Annotated in this window: 25 protein-coding genes and 5 pseudogenes; 21 read left to right on the top strand and 9 right to left on the bottom strand. The window is 63.2% G+C overall.

Annotation, left to right across the window (positions count from 1 at the left end; translation table 11 throughout):
* Window positions 1–193 precede the first annotated feature (193 nt).
* The 17 genes and pseudogenes from CGZ66_RS28935 to scpB all read left to right on the top strand — a co-directional run bounded on the left by CGZ66_RS28935 (window position 194) and on the right by scpB (window position 16,438).
* Entirely contained in the window at window positions 194–1,540 is a 1,347-nt protein-coding gene (locus tag CGZ66_RS28935) for a tyrosine-type recombinase/integrase (RefSeq protein ID WP_245331108.1), read from the top strand.
* A complete protein-coding gene (locus CGZ66_RS28930; RefSeq protein ID WP_095084959.1) occupies window positions 1,537–3,375 on the top strand; it encodes a hypothetical protein in 1,839 nt (612 codons plus the stop codon). Before CGZ66_RS28935 ends, CGZ66_RS28930 begins: the two co-directional genes overlap by 4 nt.
* The gene (locus CGZ66_RS28925; RefSeq protein ID WP_095084958.1) at window positions 3,375–5,537 is read left to right on the top strand and encodes a hypothetical protein; all 2,163 of its coding nucleotides are present in this window, start codon (window positions 3,375–3,377) and stop codon (window positions 5,535–5,537) included. Before CGZ66_RS28930 ends, CGZ66_RS28925 begins: the two co-directional genes overlap by 1 nt.
* Window positions 5,534–5,971 (top strand): hypothetical protein, encoded by a 438-nt coding sequence (locus tag CGZ66_RS28920; RefSeq protein ID WP_095084957.1) that lies wholly within the window; start codon window positions 5,534–5,536, stop codon window positions 5,969–5,971. Before CGZ66_RS28925 ends, CGZ66_RS28920 begins: the two co-directional genes overlap by 4 nt.
* Window positions 5,972–6,189: 218 nt before the next feature.
* Window positions 6,190–7,116: an ArdC family protein gene (locus tag CGZ66_RS28915; protein ID WP_095084956.1), complete on the top strand. Its 927-nt coding sequence runs from the start codon at window positions 6,190–6,192 to the stop codon at window positions 7,114–7,116.
* A 148-nt stretch (window positions 7,117–7,264) separates the two neighbouring features.
* A pseudogene (locus CGZ66_RS28910) lies at window positions 7,265–7,477 on the top strand (zincin-like metallopeptidase domain-containing protein); the annotation flags it as partial.
* A 244-nt stretch (window positions 7,478–7,721) separates the two neighbouring features.
* Window positions 7,722–8,138: a DUF2958 domain-containing protein gene (locus CGZ66_RS28905; RefSeq protein WP_095090254.1), complete on the top strand. Its 417-nt coding sequence runs from the start codon at window positions 7,722–7,724 to the stop codon at window positions 8,136–8,138.
* Between the two features lie 26 nt (window positions 8,139–8,164).
* Entirely contained in the window at window positions 8,165–8,536 is a 372-nt protein-coding gene (locus tag CGZ66_RS40990) for a ParB/RepB/Spo0J family partition protein (RefSeq protein WP_245331275.1), read from the top strand.
* Window positions 8,487–8,879, top strand: coding sequence for a ParB/RepB/Spo0J family partition protein (locus tag CGZ66_RS40985; RefSeq protein WP_245331274.1), 393 nt, complete (start codon window positions 8,487–8,489; stop codon window positions 8,877–8,879). Before CGZ66_RS40990 ends, CGZ66_RS40985 begins: the two co-directional genes overlap by 50 nt.
* Window positions 8,843–9,943 (top strand): hypothetical protein, encoded by a 1,101-nt coding sequence (locus CGZ66_RS40980; RefSeq protein ID WP_245331273.1) that lies wholly within the window; start codon window positions 8,843–8,845, stop codon window positions 9,941–9,943. Before CGZ66_RS40985 ends, CGZ66_RS40980 begins: the two co-directional genes overlap by 37 nt.
* Before the next feature lie 536 nt (window positions 9,944–10,479).
* Complete coding sequence (locus CGZ66_RS28895) at window positions 10,480–10,803, top strand: DUF736 domain-containing protein (RefSeq protein ID WP_095090520.1); 324 nt, start codon at window positions 10,480–10,482, stop codon at window positions 10,801–10,803.
* 147 nt (window positions 10,804–10,950) lie between these two features.
* Window positions 10,951–11,190 (top strand): helix-turn-helix transcriptional regulator, encoded by a 240-nt coding sequence (locus tag CGZ66_RS28890; protein ID WP_095090519.1) that lies wholly within the window; start codon window positions 10,951–10,953, stop codon window positions 11,188–11,190.
* The gene (locus CGZ66_RS28885; RefSeq protein ID WP_095090253.1) at window positions 11,187–11,732 is read left to right on the top strand and encodes a S26 family signal peptidase; all 546 of its coding nucleotides are present in this window, start codon (window positions 11,187–11,189) and stop codon (window positions 11,730–11,732) included. The genes CGZ66_RS28890 and CGZ66_RS28885 overlap by 4 nt, the downstream gene beginning before the upstream one ends.
* Window positions 11,720–12,406 (top strand): lytic transglycosylase domain-containing protein, encoded by a 687-nt coding sequence (locus tag CGZ66_RS28880; RefSeq protein WP_095090252.1) that lies wholly within the window; start codon window positions 11,720–11,722, stop codon window positions 12,404–12,406. Before CGZ66_RS28885 ends, CGZ66_RS28880 begins: the two co-directional genes overlap by 13 nt.
* A 197-nt stretch (window positions 12,407–12,603) precedes the next feature.
* Window positions 12,604–14,571: a relaxase/mobilization nuclease RlxS gene (rlxS, locus tag CGZ66_RS28875; RefSeq protein WP_095090251.1), complete on the top strand. Its 1,968-nt coding sequence runs from the start codon at window positions 12,604–12,606 to the stop codon at window positions 14,569–14,571.
* 205 nt (window positions 14,572–14,776) lie between these two features.
* Window positions 14,777–15,730: pseudogene (locus CGZ66_RS28870) on the top strand (DUF1403 family protein).
* A 2-nt stretch (window positions 15,731–15,732) separates the two neighbouring features.
* Window positions 15,733–16,438: pseudogene (gene scpB, locus CGZ66_RS28865) on the top strand (SMC-Scp complex subunit ScpB).
* Window positions 16,439–16,479: 41 nt separating this feature from the next.
* Here the strand turns inward: scpB and CGZ66_RS28860 are convergent.
* A complete protein-coding gene (locus CGZ66_RS28860; RefSeq protein WP_095090250.1) occupies window positions 16,480–17,004 on the bottom strand; it encodes an RES family NAD+ phosphorylase in 525 nt (174 codons plus the stop codon).
* On the bottom strand, window positions 17,001–17,387 hold the full coding sequence (locus tag CGZ66_RS28855) for a hypothetical protein (RefSeq protein WP_095090518.1): 387 nt from the start codon (window positions 17,385–17,387) through the stop codon (window positions 17,001–17,003). The genes CGZ66_RS28860 and CGZ66_RS28855 overlap by 4 nt, the downstream gene beginning before the upstream one ends.
* 175 nt (window positions 17,388–17,562) lie before the next feature.
* Between CGZ66_RS28855 and CGZ66_RS28850 the strand changes: the two genes are divergently transcribed.
* Together CGZ66_RS28850 and CGZ66_RS28845 are read left to right on the top strand one after the other, a co-directional pair.
* Complete coding sequence (locus tag CGZ66_RS28850) at window positions 17,563–18,180, top strand: hypothetical protein (RefSeq protein WP_143748884.1); 618 nt, start codon at window positions 17,563–17,565, stop codon at window positions 18,178–18,180.
* A gap of 8 nt (window positions 18,181–18,188) precedes the next feature.
* On the top strand, window positions 18,189–19,328 hold the full coding sequence (locus CGZ66_RS28845) for an ImmA/IrrE family metallo-endopeptidase (protein WP_095090248.1): 1,140 nt from the start codon (window positions 18,189–18,191) through the stop codon (window positions 19,326–19,328).
* A 102-nt stretch (window positions 19,329–19,430) separates the two neighbouring features.
* Here the strand turns inward: CGZ66_RS28845 and CGZ66_RS28840 are convergent, their stop codons facing one another.
* The 4 genes from CGZ66_RS28840 to CGZ66_RS39455 form a co-directional block, all read right to left on the bottom strand.
* Window positions 19,431–19,991 carry a hypothetical protein gene (locus tag CGZ66_RS28840; RefSeq protein WP_095090247.1) on the bottom strand — a complete coding sequence of 187 codons (561 nt, stop codon included), beginning with the start codon at window positions 19,989–19,991 and terminating at the stop codon, window positions 19,431–19,433.
* A gap of 1 nt (window position 19,992) precedes the next feature.
* Window positions 19,993–21,645, bottom strand: a complete 1,653-nt coding sequence (locus CGZ66_RS28835) for an anti-phage dCTP deaminase (protein ID WP_095090246.1) — start codon at window positions 21,643–21,645, stop codon at window positions 19,993–19,995.
* 804 nt (window positions 21,646–22,449) lie between these two features.
* The gene (locus tag CGZ66_RS28830; protein WP_095090245.1) at window positions 22,450–22,944 is read right to left on the bottom strand and encodes a hypothetical protein; all 495 of its coding nucleotides are present in this window, start codon (window positions 22,942–22,944) and stop codon (window positions 22,450–22,452) included.
* Window positions 22,944–23,261, bottom strand: a complete 318-nt coding sequence (locus CGZ66_RS39455) for a hypothetical protein (RefSeq protein ID WP_206073798.1) — start codon at window positions 23,259–23,261, stop codon at window positions 22,944–22,946. The genes CGZ66_RS28830 and CGZ66_RS39455 overlap by 1 nt, the downstream gene beginning before the upstream one ends.
* 215 nt (window positions 23,262–23,476) lie before the next feature.
* Here CGZ66_RS39455 and CGZ66_RS41790 point away from each other — a divergent pair.
* Together CGZ66_RS41790 and CGZ66_RS40050 are read left to right on the top strand one after the other, a co-directional pair.
* A pseudogene (locus CGZ66_RS41790) lies at window positions 23,477–23,611 on the top strand (IS110 family RNA-guided transposase); the annotation flags it as partial.
* 22 nt (window positions 23,612–23,633) lie between these two features.
* Complete coding sequence (locus tag CGZ66_RS40050; RefSeq protein WP_167392282.1) at window positions 23,634–23,879, top strand: hypothetical protein; 246 nt, start codon at window positions 23,634–23,636, stop codon at window positions 23,877–23,879.
* Between the two features lie 6 nt (window positions 23,880–23,885).
* Here the strand turns inward: CGZ66_RS40050 and tnpB are convergent, their stop codons facing one another.
* From tnpB to tnpA, 3 genes and pseudogenes are all read right to left on the bottom strand, one after another.
* Window positions 23,886–24,035: an IS66 family insertion sequence element accessory protein TnpB gene (gene tnpB, locus CGZ66_RS41585; RefSeq protein WP_342586882.1), complete on the bottom strand. Its 150-nt coding sequence runs from the start codon at window positions 24,033–24,035 to the stop codon at window positions 23,886–23,888.
* Window positions 24,001–24,093, bottom strand: a pseudogene (locus tag CGZ66_RS41580) (hypothetical protein); the annotation flags it as partial. The gene tnpB and the pseudogene CGZ66_RS41580, both read right to left, overlap by 35 nt.
* Complete coding sequence (gene tnpA / locus CGZ66_RS28815; RefSeq protein ID WP_095090243.1) at window positions 24,090–24,569, bottom strand: IS66-like element accessory protein TnpA; 480 nt, start codon at window positions 24,567–24,569, stop codon at window positions 24,090–24,092. The gene tnpA and the pseudogene CGZ66_RS41580, both read right to left, overlap by 4 nt.
* Window positions 24,570–25,885 lie beyond the last annotated feature (1,316 nt).

Raw genomic sequence — 25,885 nt, 5'->3', positions numbered from 1 at the left:
GTTCATGGGGTGCAGGCGAAGTCCTGCACCCCTGCCACGCGGCGAGCGGGAGAGCGCGAGGGGAACCCCTCGCATTCAAGACAATAACTTGCGCCGTAGGCGCTCCGCTTAGGTCACGTGCGTGCAGTTGTATTTTACCGATCTTGGCGCTCTGTCGCGCCCGCTTTCTGTTGACGGCTCCCCCGTGAACATCATGACCGGCGCGCTCGACATCGCCGAGCGCGCCGGTCTGATCGACGGCATGCCCTTCATCCTGATGGATGACGGCAGCTACGATCCCAACCTCAATCGGTTCTTTCGCGCCTGTCCGGGCGTGGGCGCGCGGTCGCCGAACACGTGGCGCTCCTATGCCCGGGATATTCTCGTCTGGGCGCGCTTTCTCGGCGAGCGGCGCGGCGGCAAGACGGTCTGGCAGGCGGACCGTCATGACGTGCTTGCCTTTCACCGGGCGCGGCGCCTGTCGGACGCCGCGTTCCGCATTTCGGCGGCAAGCTGGAATCGGAGCGTTGCAGCGCTTGATAAGCTCTACCGCTGGGCCGTCGAAGAAGCGATCACCACGGCATCACCCTTCAGCTATGGCGTCGCTCTTCGCAGGGCGGCGGGCACGCGCGCCGTGCTGGCCGTCCAGACGAACCGGGCGCGCGAGCGCGCAGCGCGGCGGCACGATATGCGCTACATCGACCTCGGCCGCTATCTCCTGTTCCGCGACGTGGGGCTGCGCGGACGCTTGCCCGACGGCTCGGAGGACCCGACATGGCGCGGCCGCAATGGTGAGCGGAACGCGCTGTTCGCCGAGCTTCTGGTAACCACCGGTCTGCGGCTGACGGAGGCGGGCAGCCTGCTTCTGACCGAGCTGCCGCGCTCGACCGAGCCCGGATCGCGCTCCGTTCCATTCGATCTTCCCGGTCCGATCGCCAAGGGCGGACGACCGCGGCGCATTCGCATTCCCCGCCGCGTGCTGACCTTGATCGGCGACTATGTCGATCTCGAGCGCACCATCACGTCCGCGCGCTCAGAGCTTTCGATGCCCGATCCGCTGTGGTTGACTCCGGATGCCGGGAAGGCTGTCGACGCGGCGGGCAAGCGCGTCCGGCTCGACCGGCTCACGCCGGGCGAGCGCCGGCGTGTGCTGATCGGCGCACTTGGCAAGGCGCAGCACGCCTTGCTCTGGCTCACCGAAGGCGGCCAGCCTGTGCCATCGGCCACCTGGGAAGCCGCCTTCCGCCGGGCCTGCGCCCGCTGCCGCCGCTTCGGTATTGATCTCGACGTGACGCCGCACACCCTGCGGCACACCTTCGCTGTCAGCATGCTTTCCATGTTGATCCGCGAGCAGATCGGCGCGGTGTTCGATCCACAGGATCGGCATGGTGCGGCCTATCGACGGATTCTCGGCGATCCGTTGCAGAAGCTCCAGCACCTCCTGGGGCACGCTAGTGTGACGAGCACCTACATTTATCTCGACAGCCTTGCCGAAGCGCAGGAGCTGGTCGATGCGGCGGCCGATCGTTGGGCTGAAGAGACGACCGGTGATGTGGAATGACCACGGTAGCTGCGGCGGTGCGGCGGCCGGGCCGCCGTGCCCTCTTTCCCGAGGCGTTGCCCGATCCGGAAGGCGAAGCCGGTGCTGCGATCGCGTCGCTCCGCTTCACCGTCACACTGGCGGATCGCAGCGTCACGATCGACCTGATGACGCTGAGCGGTCGAACCGCATTGGCCCGGACTTTTGCAGGCGCGCTCTGGCGCGCCTGCCAGGTCGGGGGTCCAGCGGGCTCGATCTCGACAGCCTCCGCCTATGCCAATGCGCTCAAGACGTTCTGGCGCTATCTCGATTCCACCAGACCGCGCGTCGCCAGTCTCTCCGACGTCAACGCCGCTTGCATCGACGGCTTCGATGCCTGGATGGAGGAGAGCGGTCTCCATCCCAATCACCGGCTGCAGCGGATGAGCAAGGTGCTCAACCTCCTCCGGCTCGCCGAGGCGGCGGAGCCCGGCCGCCTGCCGCCCGATGCCTCGCGGCGGCTGATGTACACGAGCGACCGGCCCGGCGTGCGCGCCCGTCCACGCGATGCCTATGGCGACTACATCGCTACGGCGTTGCGGACCGCTGCGCGCACCGATCTCGCCGCCATCATTCGTCGCTTCGCCGAGGCCGATCGCATTCCGACGGTCGACGTTGTTGATCGGAACGAGGCTCTGGCAACGGCTCACGAAGCGGCCATGGCGTTGATCGATGCGGAAGGCGTCATCGGGCACCGGCATCCTCTCTTCACGCGGCTCTACACGCTGCGCCGCGAGAGCGGCCTGCCGAACGACCGCCTCATCCACGATCTGCATGGCCGCCGGCATCTCATCGCCGCCGATCTCGTGCCGCTCATCGTGCTTATCTCGCTCGACACGGGTCTCGAGATCGAAGCGATCAAGGAGTTACGCGCGGACTGCCTGAAGAACCCGGCAGGCGGCTATGTCGAGATCGAGTATTGCAAGCGGCGTGCGCGCGGCGCCGAGTGGAAGCGGCTACGCGTGCGCGACGGCGGTTCCTCGACGCCGGGCGGCCTGCTGCGCAAGGTGCTGCAATGGACGGAGCCGGCAAGAAGCCGGCTCGTCACCGACACGCTCTGGGTCCATTGCGCCTGGGGCCGACTGACCCCGCGCGTGTTGAGCATGAAGGAGACTGCGGCTTCATGGGTCAGGCGACATGGCATCGCCGATGAACAGGGTCAGCCGCTTCGTCTCAATCTGACGCGCCTGCGCAAGACCCACAAGGCGGCATGGTATCGGCGCACGGGCGGCCAACTCGACCGCTTCGCCGTCGGCCACACCGTCGCGGTCGCGGCGAACCACTACGCCGATATCCCCGCGCTCCGCCACCTGCACGAGGCGACCGTTGCCGACGCCATGAGCGATGCGCTCGACGCCGCCATGCGCCCCTGCGTCCTATCGTCGGAAGAGGAGGCGGCCGTTCGGGCCGATCCCGACCAGGCGACCGGCCTTCCGATTGCAGGCGCCGCCGCGGTAAACGCGCTGCTCGGCAGCGAGCAGGACGTCTGGCTCGCCAGTTGCTCGGGCTTCTACGCGAGCCCGTTCGGCGCGCAAGGGGAGGCCTGTCCGTCCCCTTTCTGGGGCTGCCTTGAATGCAGCAATGCGGTGATCACCTCCCGCAAGCTACCAGCGCTTCTGGCCTTCCTTGGCTTCATCCGGGCGCAGCGACAGGTGCTGAGTGAAGCCGACTGGATCACCAAGTTCGCCAAGGTTCACGGGCGCATTGCTGATCAGATTCTTCCCCGCTTTGCAGACGTCGAGATCGAGGAGGCGCGCCGGATTGCAACTTCGGATCCGACGCTCATCTACCTGCCACCCGAAGCGCGGGCGCCGTAATGCCGGGCTCTGCCAAGCATTCGCCGCGGCCGTCGCTGCCTTCGGCCATGTACCGGGATGACGAGCCGGTGCTCAGCGGCATTCCGATCAGGGACGATGCCGACCGCGCGCAGCTTCCCCGCTTCGGTGACGATCACTGGGATTTGAGCGCCGCCATTTTCCGGGTCAACGCCCGCTACAGCAATTACCGGCTCAACTTCGCAGGGATCGCCGATCCGGCCACGCGGCGGTTGGCGAAGGAATACGTGATCGCCCGCCTGCGCATCCATGTGCCGGGATATCGCGCACCTTGTGGGGCGACCTCGGCGATCCGGCTCCTGCGCTACGTCCAGCACTTTGCTGCGTTCCTGTGCACGCAGCTCGGCGTAGTCGACCTCGGCCGGATCGATCAGGCTTTGCTCGACGCCTATCTGGCGCATGCCCGCGATGGCGGCCGGAGAACGCCTCACGAGACAGTCAAGTATGTCGAGGTGCCGATCGACATGCATCACCTGTCGCCGTGGCTGACCGGCGGCGGCATCGGCCTTCTGCCGTGGCGCGGGCGCGCCGCGCACCGCGTTGCCGGCCGGCCGCCGGCGCCGGCCGAGAACGCCACGCCGCGCATTCCCGAGCCGATCATCGGGGCCATGCTCCGCTGGGCGCTCAAGTATGTCGAGGTCTATGCATCCAATATCCTTGCCGCGCGGGCGGAACTGGACGCTCTCGAAGCTCGTGGCGCCCGGCTGATGGCGCGGGATGCGCGCACAGGACGGGCCGTCGCCAAGACCTATCGCGCCCGCGTGGCGAAGTGGCTCGACGCGCGCCGAGCCGCCGGCCGAGGCGTGCCGATCTGGGAGCGCGCGCCCAACGCCGCGCGGCGGATCAATCCGCTGACCGGCGAAGAGCTGCCGCCCTACAACCTCTATCTAATGCGCTTGCACGCCGGCGCGCCGGAGAGCGGACGCGTCAGCCAGTCCGAGCCGACCGCGCGGCTGATCGAGGAGATGGTCGCCGAACTTGGGACCGAGGTCGGTGGTCTCGATACGCCGATCTCGGTCGATCCGGACACGCGCCTGCCATGGCGCGAGCGCTTCGATAGCCTCAGTCTCGCCCGCGAGGAGCGGATGCTGCAGGGCGCCTGCTATCTCGTCTGCGCCTATCTCACGGGCATGCGCGACAGCGAGGTTCAGGCCATGCAGCCGGGCTGCGTGTCGCTGGTGCGAAGCGCCGACGGCCTGGTCGAACGCTATCGGGTGCGCAGCACCGTCTACAAGCGCCATGGTCCGCGCGGCGTAACGGCCGACTGGATCACGATCGAGCCGGTAGCCCGCGCCGTGGAAGTCATGGAAGTGCTCTCGGCACGCAACCGCAAGGAGAAGGGGCTCTCGTCCCTGTGGGTGACCCTGAAGGACTGGCCCTGGAGCGCCGATCATCTCGGCATAGGTGCGGCGCCGACGCTCAATCTTTTCCGCGACGGTGTCGATGCGCATGCGCAAGACGGGCCGGCCATCCCGCGCATTGGTGACGAGCCCTGGAAGTTCACGACGCGGCAATTGCGCCGCACGGTCGCCTGGTACATCGCCAACCGGCCGTTCGGTACGGTCGCCGGCAAGATCCAGTACAAGCACGCCTCCGTCGCCATGTTCGAGGGCTATGCCGGATCGAGCCAGGCCGATTTCCGGCTCGCTGTCGAGCGCGAGCGCGCGCTCGGCCAGCTCGACGATATCGTCGCCCATTACGAGGCGTTCCTTCGCCAGGAAGGTCCGGCCGGACCGGGTGCGGCCCGATTGCGACGGGAGTTCGTCCGCGTTGAGGGCGAACTAGGCGATCTCCCCGGCCGGATGATGGACCGCAAGCGGCTGCGCACCATGCTTGCCCATCTCGGGCGGACGCTGCATGTCGGCTTCCTCAACGACTGTCTCTTCGAAGCGGCGACCGCGCTTTGCCTCACCGGCGTGTCGGACTCCGAACGAACGGCGCCGGCCTTGTCGCGATGCAGCCCGGACCGCTGTCCCAACGCCTGTCTGACCGTCCGGCACCTCGGGCCTTGGCAGACTTCGATCGCCGAGGGCGAAGCGCTCCTTTCCGACCGGCGCCTGTCGCAGCTGCAGCGCACGGCAATCCTTAAGGACAATGAGCGGAAGCGCCGACTGGTAGCACCCCTCCTGGAGGGTGACGCATGACAGCGCTCGGGCCGAAGAGCGAAGCCGCGTTGAGGGCGGCCATGGCGCGGCTTCTCGACGGCCGCCCCGAGCGCACCGACGGGGCGCTGACCATCGCCAATCTGGCACGCGAGGCCGGCATCAGCCGGGCGACGGCGAACCGGGCCGGTGATCTTCTCATCGAGTTCCGGACCGCCGAGGTCCGCCAGCGACGATCGTCGCCCAGCGCCCTCAAGGAACGCGTCCGCGCTCTCGAAGCGGAGCTGCGCGCCGTGCGCGGTGCCGAGATGGCCGAGCTGCGGGCGCTCGCCCGCACGCTCGCGCAGCATATCCAGGTGCTGACATTGCAGGTCGCCGAGCGCGATGCCGTGATCGACGGTCTGCAGGACGAGCTGGCACGATCCGTTGACGCCAGAGTCGTGCCGCTGCGGCGTCCGCCTCGTGGTGGCGGCTGAGAGCCGCGCGTCATCCTCATCGATCCGGTCTCGGCGCGCCGGTCATGGCCGCCTCCTCAAGCTCGCCCGTCGAGGCAGGGCTCGGGTTGTGGCAGACGCTGCCGGCCCGTCAACCCTGTTCCGCACCAGCACCGAGAACAGGGTGTGACGGGCCGGCTTCCCGCGTCTGCCTCTGCCGCCTCGCCCTCGACGGAGAGGGCGAGCTTGAGGAGGCAGCCATGACCACGAATCGCACACATGAGACCCGGACCGACATCTACGAGCGCGTCACCAGCCAGATCATCGCCGCCATCGAGGCCGGCGCCGACGACTATCGGATGCCCTGGCACCATGACGGATCGGCCATCACCACGCCCGTCAACGTCGCCTCGCAGAAGGCCTATCGCGGCGTCAACGTCATCGCACTCTGGGCCGCGGCTCACGGGGTCGGCTATCCCGCCGGCATCTGGGGCACCTATCGCCAGTGGCAGGCACTCGGCGCCCAGGTCCGCAAGGGCGAGCGCGGCCATCTGGTCGTGTTCTGGAAGATTGCCGATCGCCACGGCGAGGCCGACGCCGAGGACGGCGACGAAGATCGCGACGAGCCTGCCCGGCGCATGTTCGCCCGCGGCTACACGGTTTTCAATTGCGCCCAGGTCGATGGCTACACGCCGCCCGAGATGCCGGTGCTGCCCGAGGCAGAGCGTATCGAGCAGGCCGAGCGGTTCTGTGCGGCGCTTGGCATCGACATCCGGCACGGCGGCTCACGAGCGTACTACAGACCGTCCACGGATCACGTGCAGATGCCCGAGTTTGCCTGCTTCCGCGATGCCGTCGCCTACTACGCCGTGCTGCTCCATGAATGCGGGCATGCCTCCGGCGTCAGCCATCGCCTCGACCGCGATCTCTCCGGACGTTTCGGCTCGGCGGCCTACGCCATGGAGGAATGCACGGTCGAACTCCTGAGCGCCATGATCTGCGCCGACCTCAACCTCAGTGTCGAGCCGCGGCCCGATCACGCCGCCTATGTCGCGTCCTGGCTCGAAGTGCTTCGTGCCGACAAGCGGGCCATCTTCACCGCCGCGGCTAAGGCGCAACAGATCGCCGACTGGATGCACGCCGAGCAGGCGGGCGCTCGCCAACACAAGGTCCGGGGCGCCGCATAGGCCCTCAAACTCGATCGGTTGAGCAGCCGCATGGCGCTCGCACCACCCCTGGAATCTGTCTCACGCGCCCCAGACCGATCGAAGTGCGCGGATCTTCAGGCAAATGCCTCCGCAAAATCCGCCTGAGACAGCTTGACTGTTCAGATAAGTCGCCGAAATCGCCGCAGCCTTTGTCTGCAGCAGTCTCGGCATCGAGCCGACCGTGCGCCACGCCGACTATATCGGCTCATGGCTGAAGGTGCTGCGCGAGGACAATCGCGCCATCTTCAGCGCTGCCAGCCGCGCCTCGAAAGCCGCCGATTTGCTGCTCGCTTTCCACCACGATGAAGCCGAGCCGCCGCAGGAGGGGATCGCGGCATGAGCGCCGTGCGCTTCCCATCCCCTCCAGAGCGAGACGACCCCGCAAGACGAGCAAACGCTCGTCCCCGGTGTCCGCCCGATCACCGCGCGGCTGGCTCGACCGCCTCATGGAGGCGGCCGCGTGCCGCGCAAAAGCCGCTCGATATCGGCCTCTGGTGAGGCGGATCAGGGAAAGGTCCAGCGAACCTTTCTCCCGCCGAATGCCCGCAATCAACTCGACCCGTTCTGAAAAAGGAGTTTTTGCCATGATCCTGATCACCGACGACCTTTGCGCCCGGCTTCTCGCCAACGGCGCGGCGCAAGTTGAAACCGACCATCAGCCGGTCGTGAAGCTGTTTGATCCGGCAGGCGCGGCGACCTGGCTGTTGACCGAACTCGACCCCGACGGCGACACGCTGTTCGGCCTTTGCGACCTCGGGTTCGGGTACCCCGAACTCGGCAGCGTCAGCCTTGCCGAGCTTCAAACCGTCAAAGGTCCGCTTGGCCTCGGCATCGAGCGCGACCTCCATTTCGAGGGCCGCTTCCCGCTCTCGGTCCATGCGCAGGCCGCGCGCCTCGCCGGCCATATCACCGAGGCCGAACAGCTTCTTCGACAGGCAGCAAGCGTACTCTCGAAGCGCCATTTTGAGCTTTCGCCCGACGTGGCGAGAGAGCGCCGCTAGGCGCAAAACCGTCCCTGCCGCGCCGCTTGTCGCGCCTCGCGTCAGGACAATCCCAACCGAAGAAAAGGAGAAAAACCATGCAGCTTGCCCACATTGCAATCGACCGGCTCAACATTTCCGCCGTCAACATGCGCCATGCCAGACGCGCCCCGGACGTGTCCGGCATTCTGCCCTCGGTTCGCGCGCGCGGCGTTCTCGTGCCGCTTCTGATGCGGCCCAACGGCGCGCCCGACATGTTCGAAATCGTCGCCGGACGCCGGCGTTACTTCGCCGCGAAATCCATTGCCAACGAGCGTGGCGAAGCCGAACCGTTGCCCTGCGCCATCATGGAAGACGGCGACGACGCCGATGCTCGAAGCCTCGCTGATCGAAAACATCGCCCGCCTCGACCCGGATGAAGTATCGCAGTGGGAGACGTTTTCGCGGCTGATCAAGCAGGGCCGCACCGTTCCAGACATCGCCGCCACCTTCGGCATCACCGAGCTTGCCGTGAAACGCATCCTGGCGCTTGGCGACCTGCTGCCGAAACTCCGCGAGGCCTATAGGCGCGACGAAATCGACGCCGAGACCGCGCGCCATCTCACCATGGCCTCGAAGGCGCAGCAACAGGATTGGCTGGCGCTTCTTGCCGATCCCGAGCAATACCCGCCGCGCGGCTTCCAGCTGAAGCAGTGGCTGTTCGGCGGCAGTCGATTTCCACCAAGGTGGCGCTCTTTCCAATCGAGGATTACCCCGGTCTGATGGTGTGCGACCTGTTCGGCGAGGATAGCTATTTCGCCGATGCCGATCTGTTCTGGGAAAAGCAGAACGCGACAATTGCCGCCAGACGCGACGCCTATCTGGAAGCCGGCTGGGCCGAAGTGGTGGTGCTGGAACCCGGCCAGTATTTCCACTCATGGGACCACGAAAAGACGCCGAAGAAAAAAGGCGGCAAGGTCGTCATCACCGTCTCGCATCGCGGCGAAGTCGAGTGTCACGAAGGCTGGCTGTCGCACAAAGAAGCCCGCCGCGCTCGCGGGAAAGCCGATGCCGGTGAGGAAGCAGACACGCCCGCCAAGCCGTCACGCCCCGAGCTTTCTGGCCCAATGCAGAACTATGTCGATCTGCATCGCCACGCCGCCGTGCGCGCCGCCATGCTCGATCATGCGGGCACAGCACTGCGCCTGATGGTGGCCCATGCCATCACCGGTTCGGGTCTCTGGCACGTGCGGCCCGGACCGCAACGCGCCGCCAACGAGGCGGTGGCCGCGAGCCTCGCGAACGGCAAGGCCGAAGCCGCCTTCGCCGAAAAACGCCGCGCGGTCCTGGCCCTGCTGAACATGGCCGATGAGAACAGAACCGTCGCCGGGGGAAAAAGCGACGATCATGCCACGGCGAGCGTCTTTGCCCGCCTCCTGGCGCTTCCCGACGAAGACGTGATGCGCGCGCTCACCATCGTCATGGGCGAGACTTTGCAGGCAGGAAGTGTTGTGGTCGAGGCGCTCGGCAACCATCTGAATGTCGATATCGGCGCCTGCTGGCAGCCGGACGAGGCCTTCTTCGACCTCATTCGCGACAGGGAAATCGCCAACGCCATGCTGGCCGATATAGCCGGCAAGCACGTCGCGGACGGCAATGTTTCGGAGAAGGTCAAGACGCAAAAGAAGATCATCCGCGACTTCCTTTGCGGCGAGAACGGCCGCCACAAGGTCGACCAATGGCTGCCGCGCCGGATGAAAGTCCCTGCCGAAACCTATACCGGTCGCGGCGGCTTCCGCACCGCCGATCAGTGGGCGAAAGTCCGCGCGTTGTTCGGCTCCGAATGACCCCTCTCGCTCGGGCGGCGGCACCTCCCTTTACCGCCGCCCACGCGACGTTCCGGTCGGGTGGATTTCCGCATTCAGCCGTCCCTGGCGGTTCGCAACCGCAGTAAGATCCGACCGCCAAACTCCTCGCCATCGGCCAATGATCACCACACCCGCATGGCTGGCAGAGCGCCAGCGCTGATCGGCCCAGCTGTCGTCGGCACGGCCTCCGAGCGTCCACGGCCCCACCTTGCCGTCGTCTGCTTGTTGCATGCAGCGCGGTCAGCGCGACCTGTCTCCATGTGTCTTCAGGGACCATTTCCCTGCGGCTGGCTTGTCGACCTATGGGCGATCCGGCCCGCCCGAAACCCTCGCCGCCAGCTTTTTTCCCCGCCGCCTGCGGCGGCTTCCTCGCGCCGCTTCGCTTCAAAAAAAGCCGTCCGCTCGGGTCCTTCGCTGTCGCTGCGGCCCTGAAGGGTTCAGGCGTTCCTGACGCGCCCATCACGGTCCGCCATCGCAGGGGAATGGTCCCCGGCGAACAGCAAAAGGAGACTATCATGACCGCGATCGGCTACGTCACCAAGCAGGACAACGGCGGCTACAAGGGCCAGCTCAAGACGCTCAGCGTCCGCGCCGACATCGACATCGTGCCCAACCAGGCCAAGGGTGCCGAAAACCATCCCGACTTCCGGGTGCTGACGCAGGGCGTCGAGGTCGGCGCGGGCTGGATCCGCACCGGCGAGACCTCCGGCAAGGACTATGTGAGCCTGTCAATCGCCGCCCCTGAGTTCGGCCCGCGCAAGCTCTACGCCAATCTCGGCCGCGCCGCCGGGCAGGATGACGACGAAACCTACGCCATCATCTGGAACCCGGTCGACTGATCGGCAAGCCCCAGGCCCTCGCGCCCCAGCCGGCGCGGGGGCTCCTCTCAAGGGGCGGCGAAAACCCATGGTCCGACTCTTCGCCCGTCCCTGAAGCGCCCTCACGCGATCATCCTCCTCGCTTCTCCCACGCGAACGAGGATGATCATGGACGACGAAAACGAGCGCGCGGCCCGCGCCAAGAAGGGCAGCCCGTTCCTCAATACAGCGCAGGCTGCTTTCTATATCGGGCTGTCCCAGCGCACCCTGGAAAAGATGCGGCTCACCGGCGGTGGCCCGAAATTCCGCAAGCACGGCCGCTATGTCCGCTACCACATCGACGAACTCGATGAGTGGTCAAAAGGACGCCAGCAGGACTCCGACGCTCAGCATGGAGGCCGGTCATGAGTCGTCCCCCCATCCGTCTGATCGGCAGCCGTTTGCGGCGAATTCGGGTCCGTAAGGCAATCGCCATAGCTGCGATTGGCGTCGGCCTCATCGGCTTCACCGCCTTCGAAAAACCATCGCCCTGGCTGGTCTGGAACGCCTCGGCCAGCGCGCCGCTAGGCCTTTATTTGGTCGCTTCGGCAGCACCGGCGCGCGGCGATCTGGTGCTTGTACGGACCGCGCAAGCGGTCGCCGATCTCGCCGAAAAACGCGGCTATCTGCCCCGCAACGTGCCGCTGGTCAAGCGCATCGCTGCACTGCCGCACGAGCATGTCTGTACCTTCAACGAAGCCATAATCATCGGCGGCGCGATCGTCGCGCGCCGCCTCGCAACCGACATTCAAGGCCGCGCGCTGCCATGGTGGAACGCGTGTCGAAAGCTCGTCGATGACGAGGTCTTCCTGCTCAATGGCGAGACGCCCCGCTCCTTCGACAGCCGCTATTTCGGGCCGGTCCCGGCCTCGAATGTCATCGGGAGGCTGGTGCCGCTATGGACCGACTGACCCTCCTGATGCTGGGCATGATCGCCCTTGCGCCATGCGCCTGTTCCGCCTCGACCGGCGCTGAGCCGGTCGCCATCTCCCATAGTCCGCAGCTTCAAAAGTGGCAGAAGTTCGTATCGGAAGCAAGCAGGCGCTTCCGTATTCCTGAAACCTGGATCTACGCCGTCGTCGATGCCGAGAGCGACGGCAAGACCAGGCTCGATGGCCGTCCCATCACTTCGCGCGCCGGCGCCATGGGCCTCATGCAGGTCATGCCTGGCACCTATCAGGACATGCGGGCCGCGCACGGTCTGGGCACCGATCCGCACGATCAGCACGACAATATCCTGGCCGGCACCGCCTATCTGCGCGCCATGTATGACCGCTTCGGCTTCCCCGGCCTGTTCGCCGCCTACAACGCTGGACCGGTACGCTATGCGGCGCATTTGAAACGCGGAACACCGCTTCCAAATGAGACGGTTGCTTATCTGAAAGGGCTAACGGCGGCCGGGGTTTCGGCCGCCGACATGGATCAGTTCAAGGGCAAATCACCGCGTGCAAAGGCACCAGAAGCTCCCTCCGGAGGATCGCTGTTTTTTCTGCGGAACGGCGAGCTGGCGCGCAAATCGAACGGCAAAATTCTGGTGCCGCTCGGGAAGGATCACCTTGGGACAAGCAAGCCGGACAGCCGGTGAGGGCTGGCGGCTGCGGGTCGGTGAGGGCGGCTGGGCGGGGGCAGAAGCAGGGTCGGCGGAAGGCAAGATAAAGGTACCGCCTCCAGGCGGCAGTCAAGTCTTTGTCTGCACATCGTTTTTCCAAGAGGCTGCTACCGACCGCAGGAGGCTGGGGCGCATAAGCGCTTGATCTCACTCTTGATTAGCTGGAGGCCGGCATGCAGGACGATGAGTTCACGCCGAAGCTAGGCAAAATCCGGTCTAACGGCTCGAAGGCAGGCAAAGGCTACGCTGGACAGGTCAGGGCGGCGATCAACAGAGCAGGCGGCAAGCCCATGCGCGGCGGCCGCTTTACCGGAAGCCGGGCAGGGCGAGGCGGGGCGGCTGCTGCATTACTCAGATCGCGCGATCGATACGCTGCCTTCCGCCAGCGCCGGGTGATGGTCAAGGCGCGCATCGTCAGGCTAGCCGGCAAGGGGCAGGACGGGGCGCGTGCTCATCTGCGTTACATCCAGCGCGACGGTGTCACCCGCGAGGGTGAGCCGGGCGAGCTCTACGGCGCAGACAAGGATCGCGTTGACGGAAAAGAGTTCCTCGATCGCGCGGATGGAGACCGCCATCAGTTTCGCTTTATCGTGGCGCCCGAAGACGGCATTGAGTACGACGACCTGAAGCCGCTCACGCGGCGGCTCATGGCGCAGATGGAAAAGGACCTCGGCACTAGGCTCGATTGGGTCGCCGTCGATCATTTCAACACCGGCCATCCGCACACCCACATCATCGTTCGCGGGAAGGATGACCGCGACGAAAACCTCGTCATCGCGCGGGAATATGTTTCGAGCGGAATCCGCGAGCGGGCGGCCGAGCTGGTCAGCCTCGATCTTGGTCCCCGCACCGACCGCGAGATCGAGCAGCGCTTGCGCCAGGAAATGGACCAGGAACGCTTCACCAGCATCGACCGGCAGCTGCTGCGCATGCGCGACGATGACGGTTTCGTCTCGGCGGCCGGCCGCGACGCGTTTCGCCAAACGTTGCACCAGGGCCGCCTGCGCAAACTGGAGCGCATGGGACTTGCCCAGGAGACCCCTCCGGGCCGTTGGCGCCTGGACGATGAGCTTGAAGTGACGCTGCGCCGCATCGGCGAGCGCGGCGATATCATCAAGACCATGCATCGCGAGCTGACCGGAAAGGGGCTCGCCCGCAGTGCCGCAGACTATGTCGTCCACGATGCGGAACCGAAGACCGAGCCTGTGGTCGGCCGTGTTGTCGCTCGCGGCCTGGCCGACGAAATCAACGACCGGCACTACTTGATCCTCGATGGGATGGAGGGCAAAAGCCATTACATCGATATCGGCAAAGGCGAGGCGACGGAACCGACGCCCGACGGGTACATCGTGCGTGTCACGCCGAGGAACACCGAACCTAGGCAGGTCGACCGCACCGTTGCCGATATCGCCGCGACCAGTGGCGGGCGCTACAGTATTGATATCCATCTCAAGCATGATAGATCGGCCACCGAGCGTTTCGCCGAAACGCATGTCCGTCGACTGGAGGCGATCCGGCGTGCTACCGGCGGCGTGGAGCGTGAGCCGGATGGCACTTGGATCATCGCGCCGGACCATCTGGACCGTGTCGCGGATTACGAGCGCCAGCGGGCCAGAGCCGAGCCTGTGATCGTTGAAAAGCTGTCATCGATCCCGTTGGCGCGACAGGTTAGCTTCGACGGCGCCACCTGGCTCGACCGCGAGCTGGTTTCGGATGCGCCGGAGCCCTTGCGCAATACCGGCTTCGGCCACGAGGTCGGGGAGGCGCAGGCCCGCCGGCGGCAGTGGCTGATCGCTCAAGCGCTCGCGGACGAAGAGCAAGGGCGTATCGTCTACCGCGCCAACATGATTTCGGTCTTGCGTCAGCGAGAGTTGAACCGTGTTGCCGGTCAACTGTCGGGCGAGCTCGGTCTGCCCTATGTCGAAGCCCGGGCAGGAGATCGGATAGAGGGCACATTGCGCCGATCAGTTGAGTTAGCCAGCGGCAAATATGCCGTCGTGGAGAAATCGCGCGAATTCACCCTCGTACCGTGGCGGCCGGTGCTCGAACGATACTTCGGCAAGGAGGTTTCCGGTATCGTGCGCGGGGAGGGGATTTCCTGGACCATCGGCCGGCAGAGGAGCGGGCCGAGCGTTTCGTGACATGGCGGCACGGATTCATTGCCTGTGCGCCAGAATGGGTGCCCTGTCGGAAGGAGTACGCCAGTCGTTGGTGGCGGCATAGATGCCGCAGCATCTAAAAGACTGATAATGCAACATTATCATTCGTTATTTACTGACGACAGGCTGTGCGCTTTGGCGCGAAAATCATGGCGGAAAGCGCACGGGTGCTTTACCCTGCAAAACCATGACTCGGCTCGATCCCACGACTGCCAGCCCCGCCCCAGAGCCGACCGTTCCGGCCTGGGCGCTCGCCCGGGGCGGCGCGCCGAGCAACGCTGACGCCGCCTTCCAGGCCGGAGCCGCCTTGGGCGCGCTCGACACGCTTTGCCGGGCGCAGCCTTCCTGGTCCGGTGCCTGGCGCCAGCGGCTGGCGCTCAAATGCGCCGCCGCCAGCATGCGGCTAGCCAGCCGCGCCGAGGACGAAGCCGCCTTGCGCGATGCCTGGCAGCTTTGCCCGGCCGGCGCCGATCCCGGCCCCGCCGGCGCTGTCCTTGGCGCCTGGCGGCAACTGGCGCTGCGGCCGCCGGCAGCCAGCCCCGATCGGCTAGCCAAGATTGTCGAAATGCTCGGGGTCGCCTGGGGCGGCGCCGCGCTCGCCGCGCTTTGCGTGCAAATCGAGGAATTGGCGCGGTCGCGGCGGCCGGCGCCGTTCGCGGCCGCGGCGATCGCCGCTCATACCGTTACCCTGCGCCCCGATGCCGAGCTTTTGGCCTGGTAGCTGGCCGACCTGGTGCTGGCGCAAAGCCTGCGCTGGCCGCGGCCGCTGCCGCTCCTGATGGCGCAGGTTTTGGGTCCGGCATTTCGGTCGACGGAGGCGCGCGACAAAAGAATCCGGCCGGGACAAGAGGGGTTTGAGGCTGCGGTCTGCCTGGCGCTTGCCCAGGCGGCGGCGGAGGCCTGCCAGCTGGCCGCCGAGCTGTCGCGCCGCGCCGAAAAACTTCTGGCGATCGGGCCAAAACTGCGCGCCAAGGGCGCCGGTGATGTGATTTTTCTGCTGCTCAACGAAGACGCCGTTTCGGGCTCGCTGACGACCAAAAACCTGTTGCGTTTTGCGGCGCGCCGCCTGTTCGAGCGGCTGCGACAGCTCGAGGCGGTGCGCGAGCTGTCTGGTTCCTCTTTCCGGCTGTTTGGACTTTAGCGATGGCCGAGACAGCGAGCGACGAAAGGGCGAAAAAAAATGTCCAGCGAATGCTGGTCGACACCGAGCTGGAGCACCTGCCGCCAGAACTGCTGGCGCGAGTGGATGGGTCGCGTTGAAGCGGTGATCTTTGCTGCCAGCGAACCGGTGACACGTAGTGTCCTCGCGCGGGTGGTGGGAAGAAACTGCAATCTCGAGCTGATCATCGACGACATCCGCGCCGAGCTCGCCGGCCGCCCTTACGAGCTGGTGGCGGTCGCCGGCGGCTGGCAGCACCGGACCAAGAAAGTATTTGGCGACGCCATCCACTGTGCATTTGGCACGCCCGCGGAGCAGGGGACAAAAGAGCTGTCGCAGTCGGAGGCGCTGGTGCTGATGTGCATTGCCTATTTCCAGCCGATCACGCGTGGTGAGCTGTCGAGCTTTTTCGGCAAGGAGGTGTCACGCGATCTGATCGGCGTACTGCGCGCTGAGCAGCTGATCGCCTCGGGGCCGCGCAGTCCGCGGCCGGGCGCGCCTTATACCTATGTGACGACGAAGAACTTCCTGTCGCAGTTCGGGCTCGACACGCTGCGCCAGCTGCCGGATTTCGAGGCGCCCGAGGATGCAGGCCTGCTGTCGAAGGAAAAGATGCTGGCCGGCGATATTCCGGCCGGGCTGGCAAGCGGGGAGGGCGAGGACGATGTCGTTGAGGACCAGGTGTGGTGAGCACGCGTTGTCGCGTTGCGACCACAGAGACGGTCGATGACTCAGGACCAGGACGACTGGTCGTGCGGGAGCCGGTCATCGGGATCGTGAACCGCGACATGATCGCCGTCGACAAGATTGGCCGGAAAGATCACCAGATTGGTGCCGCCGGCGTGACGCAGCGACGGAAACAGGATGCCGCGAAGCCCGGCGGTGATGACCATGTCCGCAAGCTTCCACGATGAAGGTATCTTCCTGTCAATGCGAGCGATCTGGCGCCAGGCACAATCCCATTCCTTCCAGGCACTATCCCACGCATTCGGGTCGAACCCCTGCGAAAGGTCGGCGACGTCGGCGAGCGTGATCTTGTAAGCGGCAAGGGTCGCCGGCGGGGTGATGCCGGCACCCTGCTTGTATTCATCAAGAGCGGTCTGGGTCGAACGGGACAGATAGAGCGCTTCGACGCCTGGCCGGTTGAAACGACCGCCGTCAATCGCCGCGCCTGCACCGCTGATGGGCAAAAAAGCCCATTTGGGTGTCAGATAGCGATGGAATATCTCGTCCGGCCCGACCCGGGTGATCTTCACCCGCGCGCGCCGTTTTCGAGATCACGAACGAAGGCCAGGACGGCCTCGACCCGGCCGTCCGCAACGAGCTCCGCAGCCGTGCGGTGGCCGTAATCGGCGATCGGTTCGTTGCGATACCAGTAGATCGCCTTGTCGACGTCGCCGGTGAGTTCGGTGGCTGCGGAAATCACCTTCACCATCTCGCGCATCCTGCCCTGCAGGCGCTCCGAGGCTGGGTTGCGCAGCGTGTTGCGGTGGACACCGGTCAGTTGTGCCAGGTTGGCCACCTTCACGCCAAGCGCCTGCGACAGGCGCTTTGGCGAGATATAGGGTGTGCGTGGCTCCTGCAGGCTGTCAACGAAGCCTGAGACCACCCTGGAATGTGCAAGCTGTGCGTGGGTCATGACAAATCTCCGGCCTCTCATACGCACAATATATGCACATTTCAGCGCATAGCAAGCGAACAGCGATCTGTCACCGCCATCCTCATTCTCGGAGCGAAGCAGCAGCAAAGCATTGGTTGACAATGATCCTTATGGTTGACAGACTCTAAGAAATGCCCGATTCGAGAAAGAGAGAGTGAAGATGCTGCCTTGGGACTATCACCCCGAGCTGACCGTAGAACGGCTTGTCAAGGTTGCACAGCTGCTCGCCCTGGGCCGTGGCAGTGCGGTCGATCGCTTTGACCCCACAATAGGAGACGACAACTGGACCTTGGGAGTCTGCGCCTACAACTACGGCTGCTTTCAGATCGCAAAGGCTGCCGGCACACTGGGTTTCGAATGGCTAAGAGTAATTGATCCCGGCAAGCATTTCCAGTTCAGCATCGGCGGTGTTCCAATGCGCTTCTGGCGCGGAGATCCCGCAGAGCCTACGGCAAAGATTTCGATTGCCACTCCCTTCGAGCAACTGCTGCTTGATCTGGAGCCAGGCATTCCGACCGCCGGCATGCTGTTTCGAATCGGTGTAACGACCGATATGGATGGCGCGCTCCTCGGAGCTAGTTTCGTCGCGTTACGCAACGACCAGCCCGAAGTCGTGTGGCCCTTGCCCCTTGCTGAGGCAGAGCCTTTGATCGCGCTACTGGACGAAGAGCGACCTGAGGGTATTGAACTTTCATCGCCGTCTGTCGGCGATCACCGGGACGACCAGGACGAGCGTGGCGACGAAATCGCCTCTTCTTCCGACGGGGTGTAAGCGTGACAATGAAGGGAGGTGCGCCGGGCCAAGTCCGGGAGGATCGGGCACGTTTCTTTTACGGCGACAAGCTCCGACTGGCGCGACTGCTCGCAGGGCTGTCGCTCGATGAGTTAGGCGGGCTTGTGACCGCTAGCCGTCAGTTTGTTCATCAGCTTGAAACGGGCGCCAAGGAACCAACCGAAGAGATGCGTGACGCGTTAGCAGCTGCGCTCGCGGTGACGTCTGCGTTCTTCGCAACGCCGGCGACGAACCCCGTCCGTGAAGAAGACTGTCACTTCCGTCGGCTGGCGAGCGCCCCACGAGCGCTGACTGCGCAGGCTGTGGCTCGGGGGACAGCTTTGGAAGCACTAGTTGACGCGCTCGAGGGCCAGGTGCGCATGCCGATTGTCGACTTTCCAGAGGAGGCGCGCCCCGCTTCGCCCAACGCGATAGAGCGCATTGCCGAGAATGCTCGACAGCACTGGGGTCTGGGCCTTGATGGTCCAATCACCAGTATGATGCGTGTTGTGGAGAATGCTGGTGCAGTGGTGGTCCACTTCGATGATCTCACTGACCGCATCGATGCGCTGTCTATGGCTCGGCGCCGGCCTATCATCGTTCGCTCAACCGCGAAAGTTGCCGGCGCCCGCTTGCGCTTCGACCTCGCACACGAAGCCGCTCACCTGATTATGCATCAAGGCATCCAGACCGGCGACAGTGTCACTGAAGGGGAGGCGCACCGGTTCGCCGGGGCCTTTTTGATCCCGCGCGCCGCGTTCGCGCGTGAATTTCCTCGAAGTCGGCGGACTCTCGATTGGAATGCACTGTTTGCAATGAAGCTTCGTTGGAAGGTTTCGGTACGCGCCATCGCCCGGCGCGCGTTTGATCTGGGCCTAATCGACGCTGCGCAATATCGCACCGCCAACATCCAACTGGTAAAGACCGGACAAGCTAAGGCGGAGCGCTACGACGAACGGGTTGCGATCGAGGAGCCAGAGCTGCTGCGCGCGGCCATCAGCTGGATTTCCAACCGTGACCCGATTGTCCTTTACCACCTGCTTGCCAATCTTGGCATGGCCCCCGAGCTATTTGCGCGACTTACCGGGGAGCGCATGCCGACGTTACCCGACAATGTTGTACCGTTCGGTACAGATAGGCTTTTGTAGGTGCTGTTTCCGCGTTTGACCTCACGTTATGAGATTCCGTAGGGAAAGAGGCAAGAAGATACGGCGAGATACGGACTCGGAAACCGGCGGCTCCCTCTAAAATCAGCCGATCTGCTCGATCCGCCAACTGGTCTTGGCTTTGGCCGAGAGCGTCCGGTTCAGGTACGCAATCAGCATGCTGGCGTGCTGAGGCTTTGGAACGAAGAACATCACTGCCCCTCTGTCCAGCTCGACCAGCTCATGATGAACTCTGGGGACTTGAACGCCGCCCTCAGTCATGAAGTCGCGGATCGAAAGGTCATGCCAAGGCATTGAGTCCAAGGCATAGTAAGAACCGACCGACTTGAAATAGGCAAACAACGTATCCCTGTCAGATCCGTATTGGTCAAAACGGGCTGCGTATCGCAGATCGATCACCGACCTGGGTTTGCTAGACAGCACTGCCTTTTGAAGCGTCCGGCCGTGCACGGTATCCATGGCAACGACGAAAACGCGCAAATCGGGAAGAGCAAGCGCGTCGAACAAATCGAGCTGATCAGCGCGTGGTGAGCTCTGCACAGTATCACGGGTGGCGACCTCATGCGTCTGCGCGACAACGCGACCATCGACGCGGCTATGCCAGCTTCCGGTATTCTCGACGAGTGTGAGTTGCGGTTTCGCCACGCTATTTCGCCAAGGCTGCTTCGAGTTCGGGATAGCCTACCGTCAAGGTGGTCCATTCGCTACCCCATTCTGGTGCCCGCATCTCAAATTCACCGCTTGTCTTATTCTTGAGTTGCCACGTCTTCTCGAATGCACGGACGTACATCCGGGGTGCTACCCCTACGAACGGTCTGAAAAGCACCTTAGGCTCATTGAGCTTAACGTCGTCCTTATCGACGTCCGAAGCGGTACGCAGCTGTGCCCGCGCGGCACCGATGCTCTTTGGGACCGGCGGTATCCACTCGGACGGGGTCACTTCGATGGAATCGCTATGCAGCTTTCTGGCCAGGCTCTTGGGGTATGGCTCGATGAACTGAACTTCGTACACGCCGGCACTGACGATGTGTCTGGCGCAATAGTGGCACGGATATGTCGTGACGAAGAGGCGGGTACCGACGGTCGAGACACCTTCGCGCCCGGCCGACAGCAGCGCATCCATTTCGGCATGGACCGCACGACTGAACTCTATGAGGCCCCCCAGCCGAGTCTTCCGGATGCGCGCAGCCAGGTCGATCTTGTCCGAAACCTGCTTCAGTTCCGGAATGACCTCGATCAAGTTGTCGATGATGTCGTTTTGCTCGCGATTGCTGCTGCAGTACGCCTCGGCGCGGAAAGCGCAACGATGATCGTCAATGCCTCTACTCGACGTCGCGAAGCGCTCACCATAGACGCCACCTCCGGCCGCCGGCACTTCGTTCGTTCCGGTCGCAACCACAGTTCCATCGGCGTCGACCAATGCCGCGCCCACCTGTCGGGATAGACAGGCGCTGCGCACGCGCGCGGAGTGGGCATGGTGCATCGCGGTCTCCTCTATGGTGGGCCGCTCCACCCGATCATGCGAGATGATGCTAACGAACCTGCTCAAATCGGTGTCCAGCAGGTTCTTGGTGCCGTTCGGGTCGTCACGGGTATTGTCGATAAAGAAATCCGCCTCGTAGAACGCCTCGGTCACATGCTGGCCATGCTTGCGACTGGAGTCGTCCGAGTCACGATCCATGAAACGGTCGACGGCGTTCTGTGTTTCGGGCAGCCCTTTCTCCGGCCCGCGGAAGTATTTCTCGAGAATTCGTGCGCGACGCACGCCCTCCTCGCAAACGACTCCGATCAGCCCGAATGCGTTGCCATAAGTTCTGCGTAACAGGTGAATTTCGGCCGGGTGCCTTATCGAATCGATAAGATAGACGCGCTTGACGCTGTCGGGAATGACCTTCTCGCCCTTGACGTACGTCTGACCGGTGCGATTGGCACGTCGCTGTGCGATTTCGCGCATTGCCGCCTTGGCGACTTCGGCCATGTCATGCTCGCGCATCGAGTCACCGAGGTTCTGCAACTCGGTAACCAGTTCCAAGGTCTTGGTGCCGACACCAGGGAAGGCCAGGCCGTTCTCATTTGCCCAGGTTCGGATCAAGTCGCTTGCCTTGATCAGGTGAACTTCATAGCCGCCGGACTTGCAAACGCGTTGCAGTGCCTTGATCGCCTGCGACGCACCTGCCCCTACCGGACCGACAACGGCGAAGAAAAGCTCTTTCGAGTGATTCCCAGCCAAAACGGTCTTGCTATCCGGCTTCTGACCAGCCTTCTGTTCAATCTTCCCGACGACCGTCGATCTCGCCATGCTAGCGCCTCCCCCGATCCCCATTCGGCTTATTCTTTTTCTATATCGAAGAACTCGCAAAGTGCAAGCGTCTATAGCATTGGTATAATCACGAAATCCAGAAGAACCTCCGATGTTGAACTACTTACAGAAGCCCGGCATTTAGGGGAGAGAGCTGGATGATTTAGCGGACTGTAAGGATGGGAACTAAGAAACCTGAGAGACCGTTCGGATGGGGATCGCAACGTTAGCCGAGGAGGCCGACAATCGTGAAGCGACGAGCGCCGCAAAGCCTCGGGTTGGCAGGCTCCCTGCGCAATGGCGAAAGAGGCTGCCGGCAGAACGGCTGCCTCAGCCAAACACCTCTCGATAAAGGTCGGTCGGGGGCTTCGCTGCCGATAGGGGCCCGAAGCCTCCGGAGAACGAACCCGCGAGCCACGGGAGGATAGCTCTGGGTATTTCTGCATTTGGGGAGCATGAGGATTTTGGGGAGGTCAGGCGGCGCGTGTTGTTTAGTGGCCCACGGTTGCGAGCGGCAGTCCACATGCGCGGCGTGTCGATCCCGAGCGCCTCGTCGTATGCGCGGGGTTGAACGGCACGCAATGCTCGTAAAATCGTAAATCGGCAGAACCAATTCTGAAAACCTGCATCTCCACGATTCGGTCGTTGAACGGCACGCTCTCGTAAGTGACTATCGACAGTCAACATTCTATTTTCCAACACAGCTTCGGCAAGGCCGGTGGCTCCAAACAGCTCAGCTGGATGTTCCTAGAACCGCTAATGCCTTGACGCTACTGCGAGGCTCATAGAGCTTAAGGTTGTGAGCTACTCCGCGGCCAGCTCTCGGCGGCGCTTCTCGGCCAGGAGGCTGCCGATGGTGGCGCCGTTGGCCCCACCAACGTTCCTTGCATCCTCTAGCATACGGCGCATACCAGCAAATTTCTCTGGCTGACTGCGGCGCGTTTGTGTGTGTTCTTGCAGCCAGCCTTCAACCTCTTCGGGCGTAGCAACGTTTATTGCCTTACGTTCATATCGCAGTTTGCCGTCAGGTCCGCGGCTTTTGACGACAATGGTCTGCCAGATGCCGGAGTAGCCACCGAGAAGCTCGCTCTGACCTGGCACCTCTCGGACACGCCGGCGGGCAACTTCGTTTACAATCTTGGTCAACGCGATGGTTTCGAGTTCTGACTGTGCGGCTGAAATGATCACGGCATAATCTTTTCGCAGCGCTTCGATCAAAGTTTTTGTGCTGATATCGCCGCCTTTGGCGGCGGAATTGATAATCTTGTTTATGGTTGTTCGAACCTGCAACAAAGACATCAAGAACCTCCTTTGCTGAAATGGCCAAGAGCCTGTTCGACGGCACCGGCCACGACTTCGTCCGTATTTTTTGATGTCATGCGAATGGCTTGAGGCCGGACCTGATCGATCACAGCCGTTACATGCTGGCCTGCGGCTAAGCGAAAGATCGCGTTCGTGTCGCGCTCTGGGCCAAGTGGAATGGCATGGTCCAACTCGGTGATGATTAGCAGATCGTACCGTGTGGCATGGGCAGCGACAATTGTCTGCAATTCTGAAAGTCGTTTCCGACTGAGCCCGCGGGATGAAACCTCCAGAGCTGCTGTGAGGTAACCCAAGGCGTCCGGTACCGGACGATCGGCCAGAACGACGTACCTCGTAAGCAACGCCTCGGCCTCCCTGCCGCATCCCTTCGGCGATGATCCACAACGCGCTTTCATATGTGTGATCGCTAAGGATAGGAAAGCCTGCATCGCGCGCCTTGGTAGCGAGATCACCGATCTGGCCTACGCTCAAGCCGCGACCTTCAAGTGTTTCGGATACTCTGGAGACAAAAGTAGATTTGACCCGGACGGCGCTGGAAGGCTTCGTCAAGAGCCTTTTGGCGACGGACGAGGTGGTGATCGAGGCGACCGGCAACTGCATGGCGGTATCACGGGTGCTGTCGCCTTTCGTGAAGCGGGCTATCTGCCGGAGAGCGCGAGCGGGGAATGCTGACAAAAGCAGAAGCCTGCGCAAAACTCGGGATCACCGAATGTACCCTGGTCAGATGGGCGAAATACGACATCGTGAAAAGACATACCTACAACGGCTATATCAGCCTCTATGAGCTGCCAGGACCGCACGTCCCAGCCAAACAGTGCAGCCGATGGAACCAGCTTGCCCATCGGGCAGAGGCTATCCGCCGACTCAACTCCTCAAAATGCTCCGATCTCAAGGAAAGGGCTGTAGTATGAAGCCAGTTAGTTTGTGAACAGGCATGCTCCTTGGCCGTCATGCCATATGACCTTCAACAAATTTCCGCGTTTCCCCCTGAAGCAAAACAGGTTCCCCCCCAAGGGGATTATGTTTGAGGACCTCCTGCACCCGGAGCGCCAGCGATGGAAAGCCACATCTCATATCGGTGTAGCCTGTCGCCAACCACACACGCACGCCTTCTGTCGGGATCATCGCAGCATTTCCAGGCCCTGCAAGATCCGCAGCAGGACACTGACGTCGACAGTGCGGTCAACGATCACACGCCGGCCGTTGGCCCCGACGATTTCCATCCGGCCACCGGTAGACACCGCTTGGCAGCTCGCAGCTGGCACTTCGGAGTGCGATCGCACAGGACCCGGCTCTTCCGGCTCTACATCGTGCACGCTGTGACCGACCACACCCATTTCAATGAAGGCGATTGGTGGGGTCTCGGATCGGTCACCCGATCTCCGTTCCCGGGTTTGCTTCATCCAGATGTGCAAGTGGTTCGCGTTCATGTCGTGACGCCGCGCGACAACCGCCACCGGATCACCGGACTTCTGCACCTCGCGCATGATCGCCAGCTTCTGCTCGACCGTCCAGGAGCGGCGCGTCCGCTGTCGGCCCGCATCCGTCGGCAGCGGCAGAGCCGCGGGCGTGCTCGCTTCCACCCTCGACGGCTGTTCCATAGCTACTTCATTGCCAAGCGTCCACTTAATCTAAGCGGACACTACCGCCACAAGGTACGCGTCAGTAGGCGGCCTTTAGCGTATGCGTACCGTCGGTCCGACATTCGAACGCGTGCGATTGTGGCGCAGCAGAAGACCTGACGACCGTTCAATTCGAATTGATGGCTGATGTGGGAGTTGGAAGGCCGAGCCAATGCGCAAGCAGCAGTGCCGACGGTGGCAACAGATAAAAATCGGAGCAAAATTTTGCACGCCATCACATACTCGTGCATTGAGCTGTTCGGCGCCAGCGTCAGCAAATACAAAAAAATCGATCCTGCATTGTTCTTGCACCGGTAAGAGCCGAGAGGATGTCACGTTAGCTGACGCTCCGCTGACGCCTTCGAGTGCGGACGCAATGGCCCGTTCGCACATCTTGTGAATAGTCCTTCCCCATGCACCTGAAACCGCCTGGCCCTTTTCCTTTCAGCGCTGCTTCTAACGGCAGGCCTGCGCTGTCAGTCTTTGAACTGCGGGCCTCGTCAGCTTCTCGTCAGCGGATGCGGGCAGGATAGTTCCTCGCTAGATGGATCTCTCAAACCACGGAGGTGAATTATGGATCCGAAGAACTTCAATCCCTTCTCACCAGATTGGCAAAACTCGTACTACGCGATGCTGGCCCAGCAGCAGGCAGGACAGGGGGGCCAGCCGGAGGAGGCCGCGCAGCGCGACTTTGAGGAGCACCTGGAAGAGGCGGGCCAGCAGGACGCTCCCGATCATGGGAGGCGGTACGCCATCGCCCCTGATGACGCGGCCCTCATCCGGAATGCGCGTAATGCGGCTTGCCAGAAGATTGCGTATCGCTCCGCAGTCGTGAACGGTTCGAGTCTCCGCAAGTTATCTGAAGCACTACAGCAGCGTTACAATTTGTCTCTCAATGGACTTAGTGACGTGTCGCTGAAGGATTATGCTAAGCAACTGTTTCCGGGTGAAGCCCGGGTCATTACGGCGTTGGGCATGCTTAGGGCGTACCGCGAGGGTGCCTATGGAGAGGGTGCCTCTGGAGCGGGTACCTCGCGTCAGGGACAGGGAAGGCGGTATGATGTCGTTCCTGAAGATGCGGCGTTAATCCATAATGCGGGTGGTGCGGCTCGCGGGAGGCTTGAGGCTGGGTCTATATCTAACAATTCCACGAGTCTCCGCAGATTGTCTGGAAGGCTCCAGCAGCGTTACAATTTGTCTCTTAATGGACTTAGTGACGAATCGCTGAAGGCTTATGCTAGGGAGCTGTGTCCGGACGACCCCAGGGTCCAGAGTGGGGTGAGCATGCTGAAGAG

Source organism: Mesorhizobium sophorae, assembly GCF_002270415.1.
Classification (GTDB): Bacteria; Pseudomonadota; Alphaproteobacteria; order Rhizobiales; family Rhizobiaceae; genus Mesorhizobium; species Mesorhizobium sophorae.
Note: the sequence above shows the minus strand (reverse complement) of the source record. Positions and strands in the feature narration are given on the sequence as shown.

What these genes read in the sequence shown, in the direction of transcription:
- CGZ66_RS28935 (WP_245331108.1), top strand. Translation starts at nt 194, where the DNA reads ATGACCGGCGCGCTCGACATCGCCGAGCGCGCCGGTCTGATCGACGGC.
- CGZ66_RS28930 (WP_095084959.1), top strand. Translation starts at nt 1,537, where the DNA reads ATGACCACGGTAGCTGCGGCGGTGCGGCGGCCGGGCCGCCGTGCCCTC.
- CGZ66_RS28925 (WP_095084958.1), top strand. Translation starts at nt 3,375, where the DNA reads ATGCCGGGCTCTGCCAAGCATTCGCCGCGGCCGTCGCTGCCTTCGGCC.
- CGZ66_RS28920 (WP_095084957.1), top strand. Translation starts at nt 5,534, where the DNA reads ATGACAGCGCTCGGGCCGAAGAGCGAAGCCGCGTTGAGGGCGGCCATG.
- CGZ66_RS28915 (WP_095084956.1), top strand. Translation starts at nt 6,190, where the DNA reads ATGACCACGAATCGCACACATGAGACCCGGACCGACATCTACGAGCGC.
- CGZ66_RS28905 (WP_095090254.1), top strand. Translation starts at nt 7,722, where the DNA reads ATGATCCTGATCACCGACGACCTTTGCGCCCGGCTTCTCGCCAACGGC.
- CGZ66_RS40985 (WP_245331274.1), top strand. Translation starts at nt 8,487, where the DNA reads ATGCTCGAAGCCTCGCTGATCGAAAACATCGCCCGCCTCGACCCGGAT.
- CGZ66_RS28895 (WP_095090520.1), top strand. Translation starts at nt 10,480, where the DNA reads ATGACCGCGATCGGCTACGTCACCAAGCAGGACAACGGCGGCTACAAG.
- CGZ66_RS28890 (WP_095090519.1), top strand. Translation starts at nt 10,951, where the DNA reads ATGGACGACGAAAACGAGCGCGCGGCCCGCGCCAAGAAGGGCAGCCCG.
- CGZ66_RS28885 (WP_095090253.1), top strand. Translation starts at nt 11,187, where the DNA reads ATGAGTCGTCCCCCCATCCGTCTGATCGGCAGCCGTTTGCGGCGAATT.
- CGZ66_RS28880 (WP_095090252.1), top strand. Translation starts at nt 11,720, where the DNA reads ATGGACCGACTGACCCTCCTGATGCTGGGCATGATCGCCCTTGCGCCA.
- rlxS (WP_095090251.1), top strand. Translation starts at nt 12,604, where the DNA reads ATGCAGGACGATGAGTTCACGCCGAAGCTAGGCAAAATCCGGTCTAAC.
- CGZ66_RS28855 (WP_095090518.1), bottom strand. Translation starts at nt 17,387, where the DNA reads ATGACCCACGCACAGCTTGCACATTCCAGGGTGGTCTCAGGCTTCGTT.
- CGZ66_RS28845 (WP_095090248.1), top strand. Translation starts at nt 18,189, where the DNA reads ATGAAGGGAGGTGCGCCGGGCCAAGTCCGGGAGGATCGGGCACGTTTC.
- CGZ66_RS28835 (WP_095090246.1), bottom strand. Translation starts at nt 21,645, where the DNA reads ATGGCGAGATCGACGGTCGTCGGGAAGATTGAACAGAAGGCTGGTCAG.
- CGZ66_RS28830 (WP_095090245.1), bottom strand. Translation starts at nt 22,944, where the DNA reads ATGTCTTTGTTGCAGGTTCGAACAACCATAAACAAGATTATCAATTCC.
- CGZ66_RS40050 (WP_167392282.1), top strand. Translation starts at nt 23,634, where the DNA reads ATGCTGACAAAAGCAGAAGCCTGCGCAAAACTCGGGATCACCGAATGT.
- tnpA (WP_095090243.1), bottom strand. Translation starts at nt 24,569, where the DNA reads ATGGAACAGCCGTCGAGGGTGGAAGCGAGCACGCCCGCGGCTCTGCCG.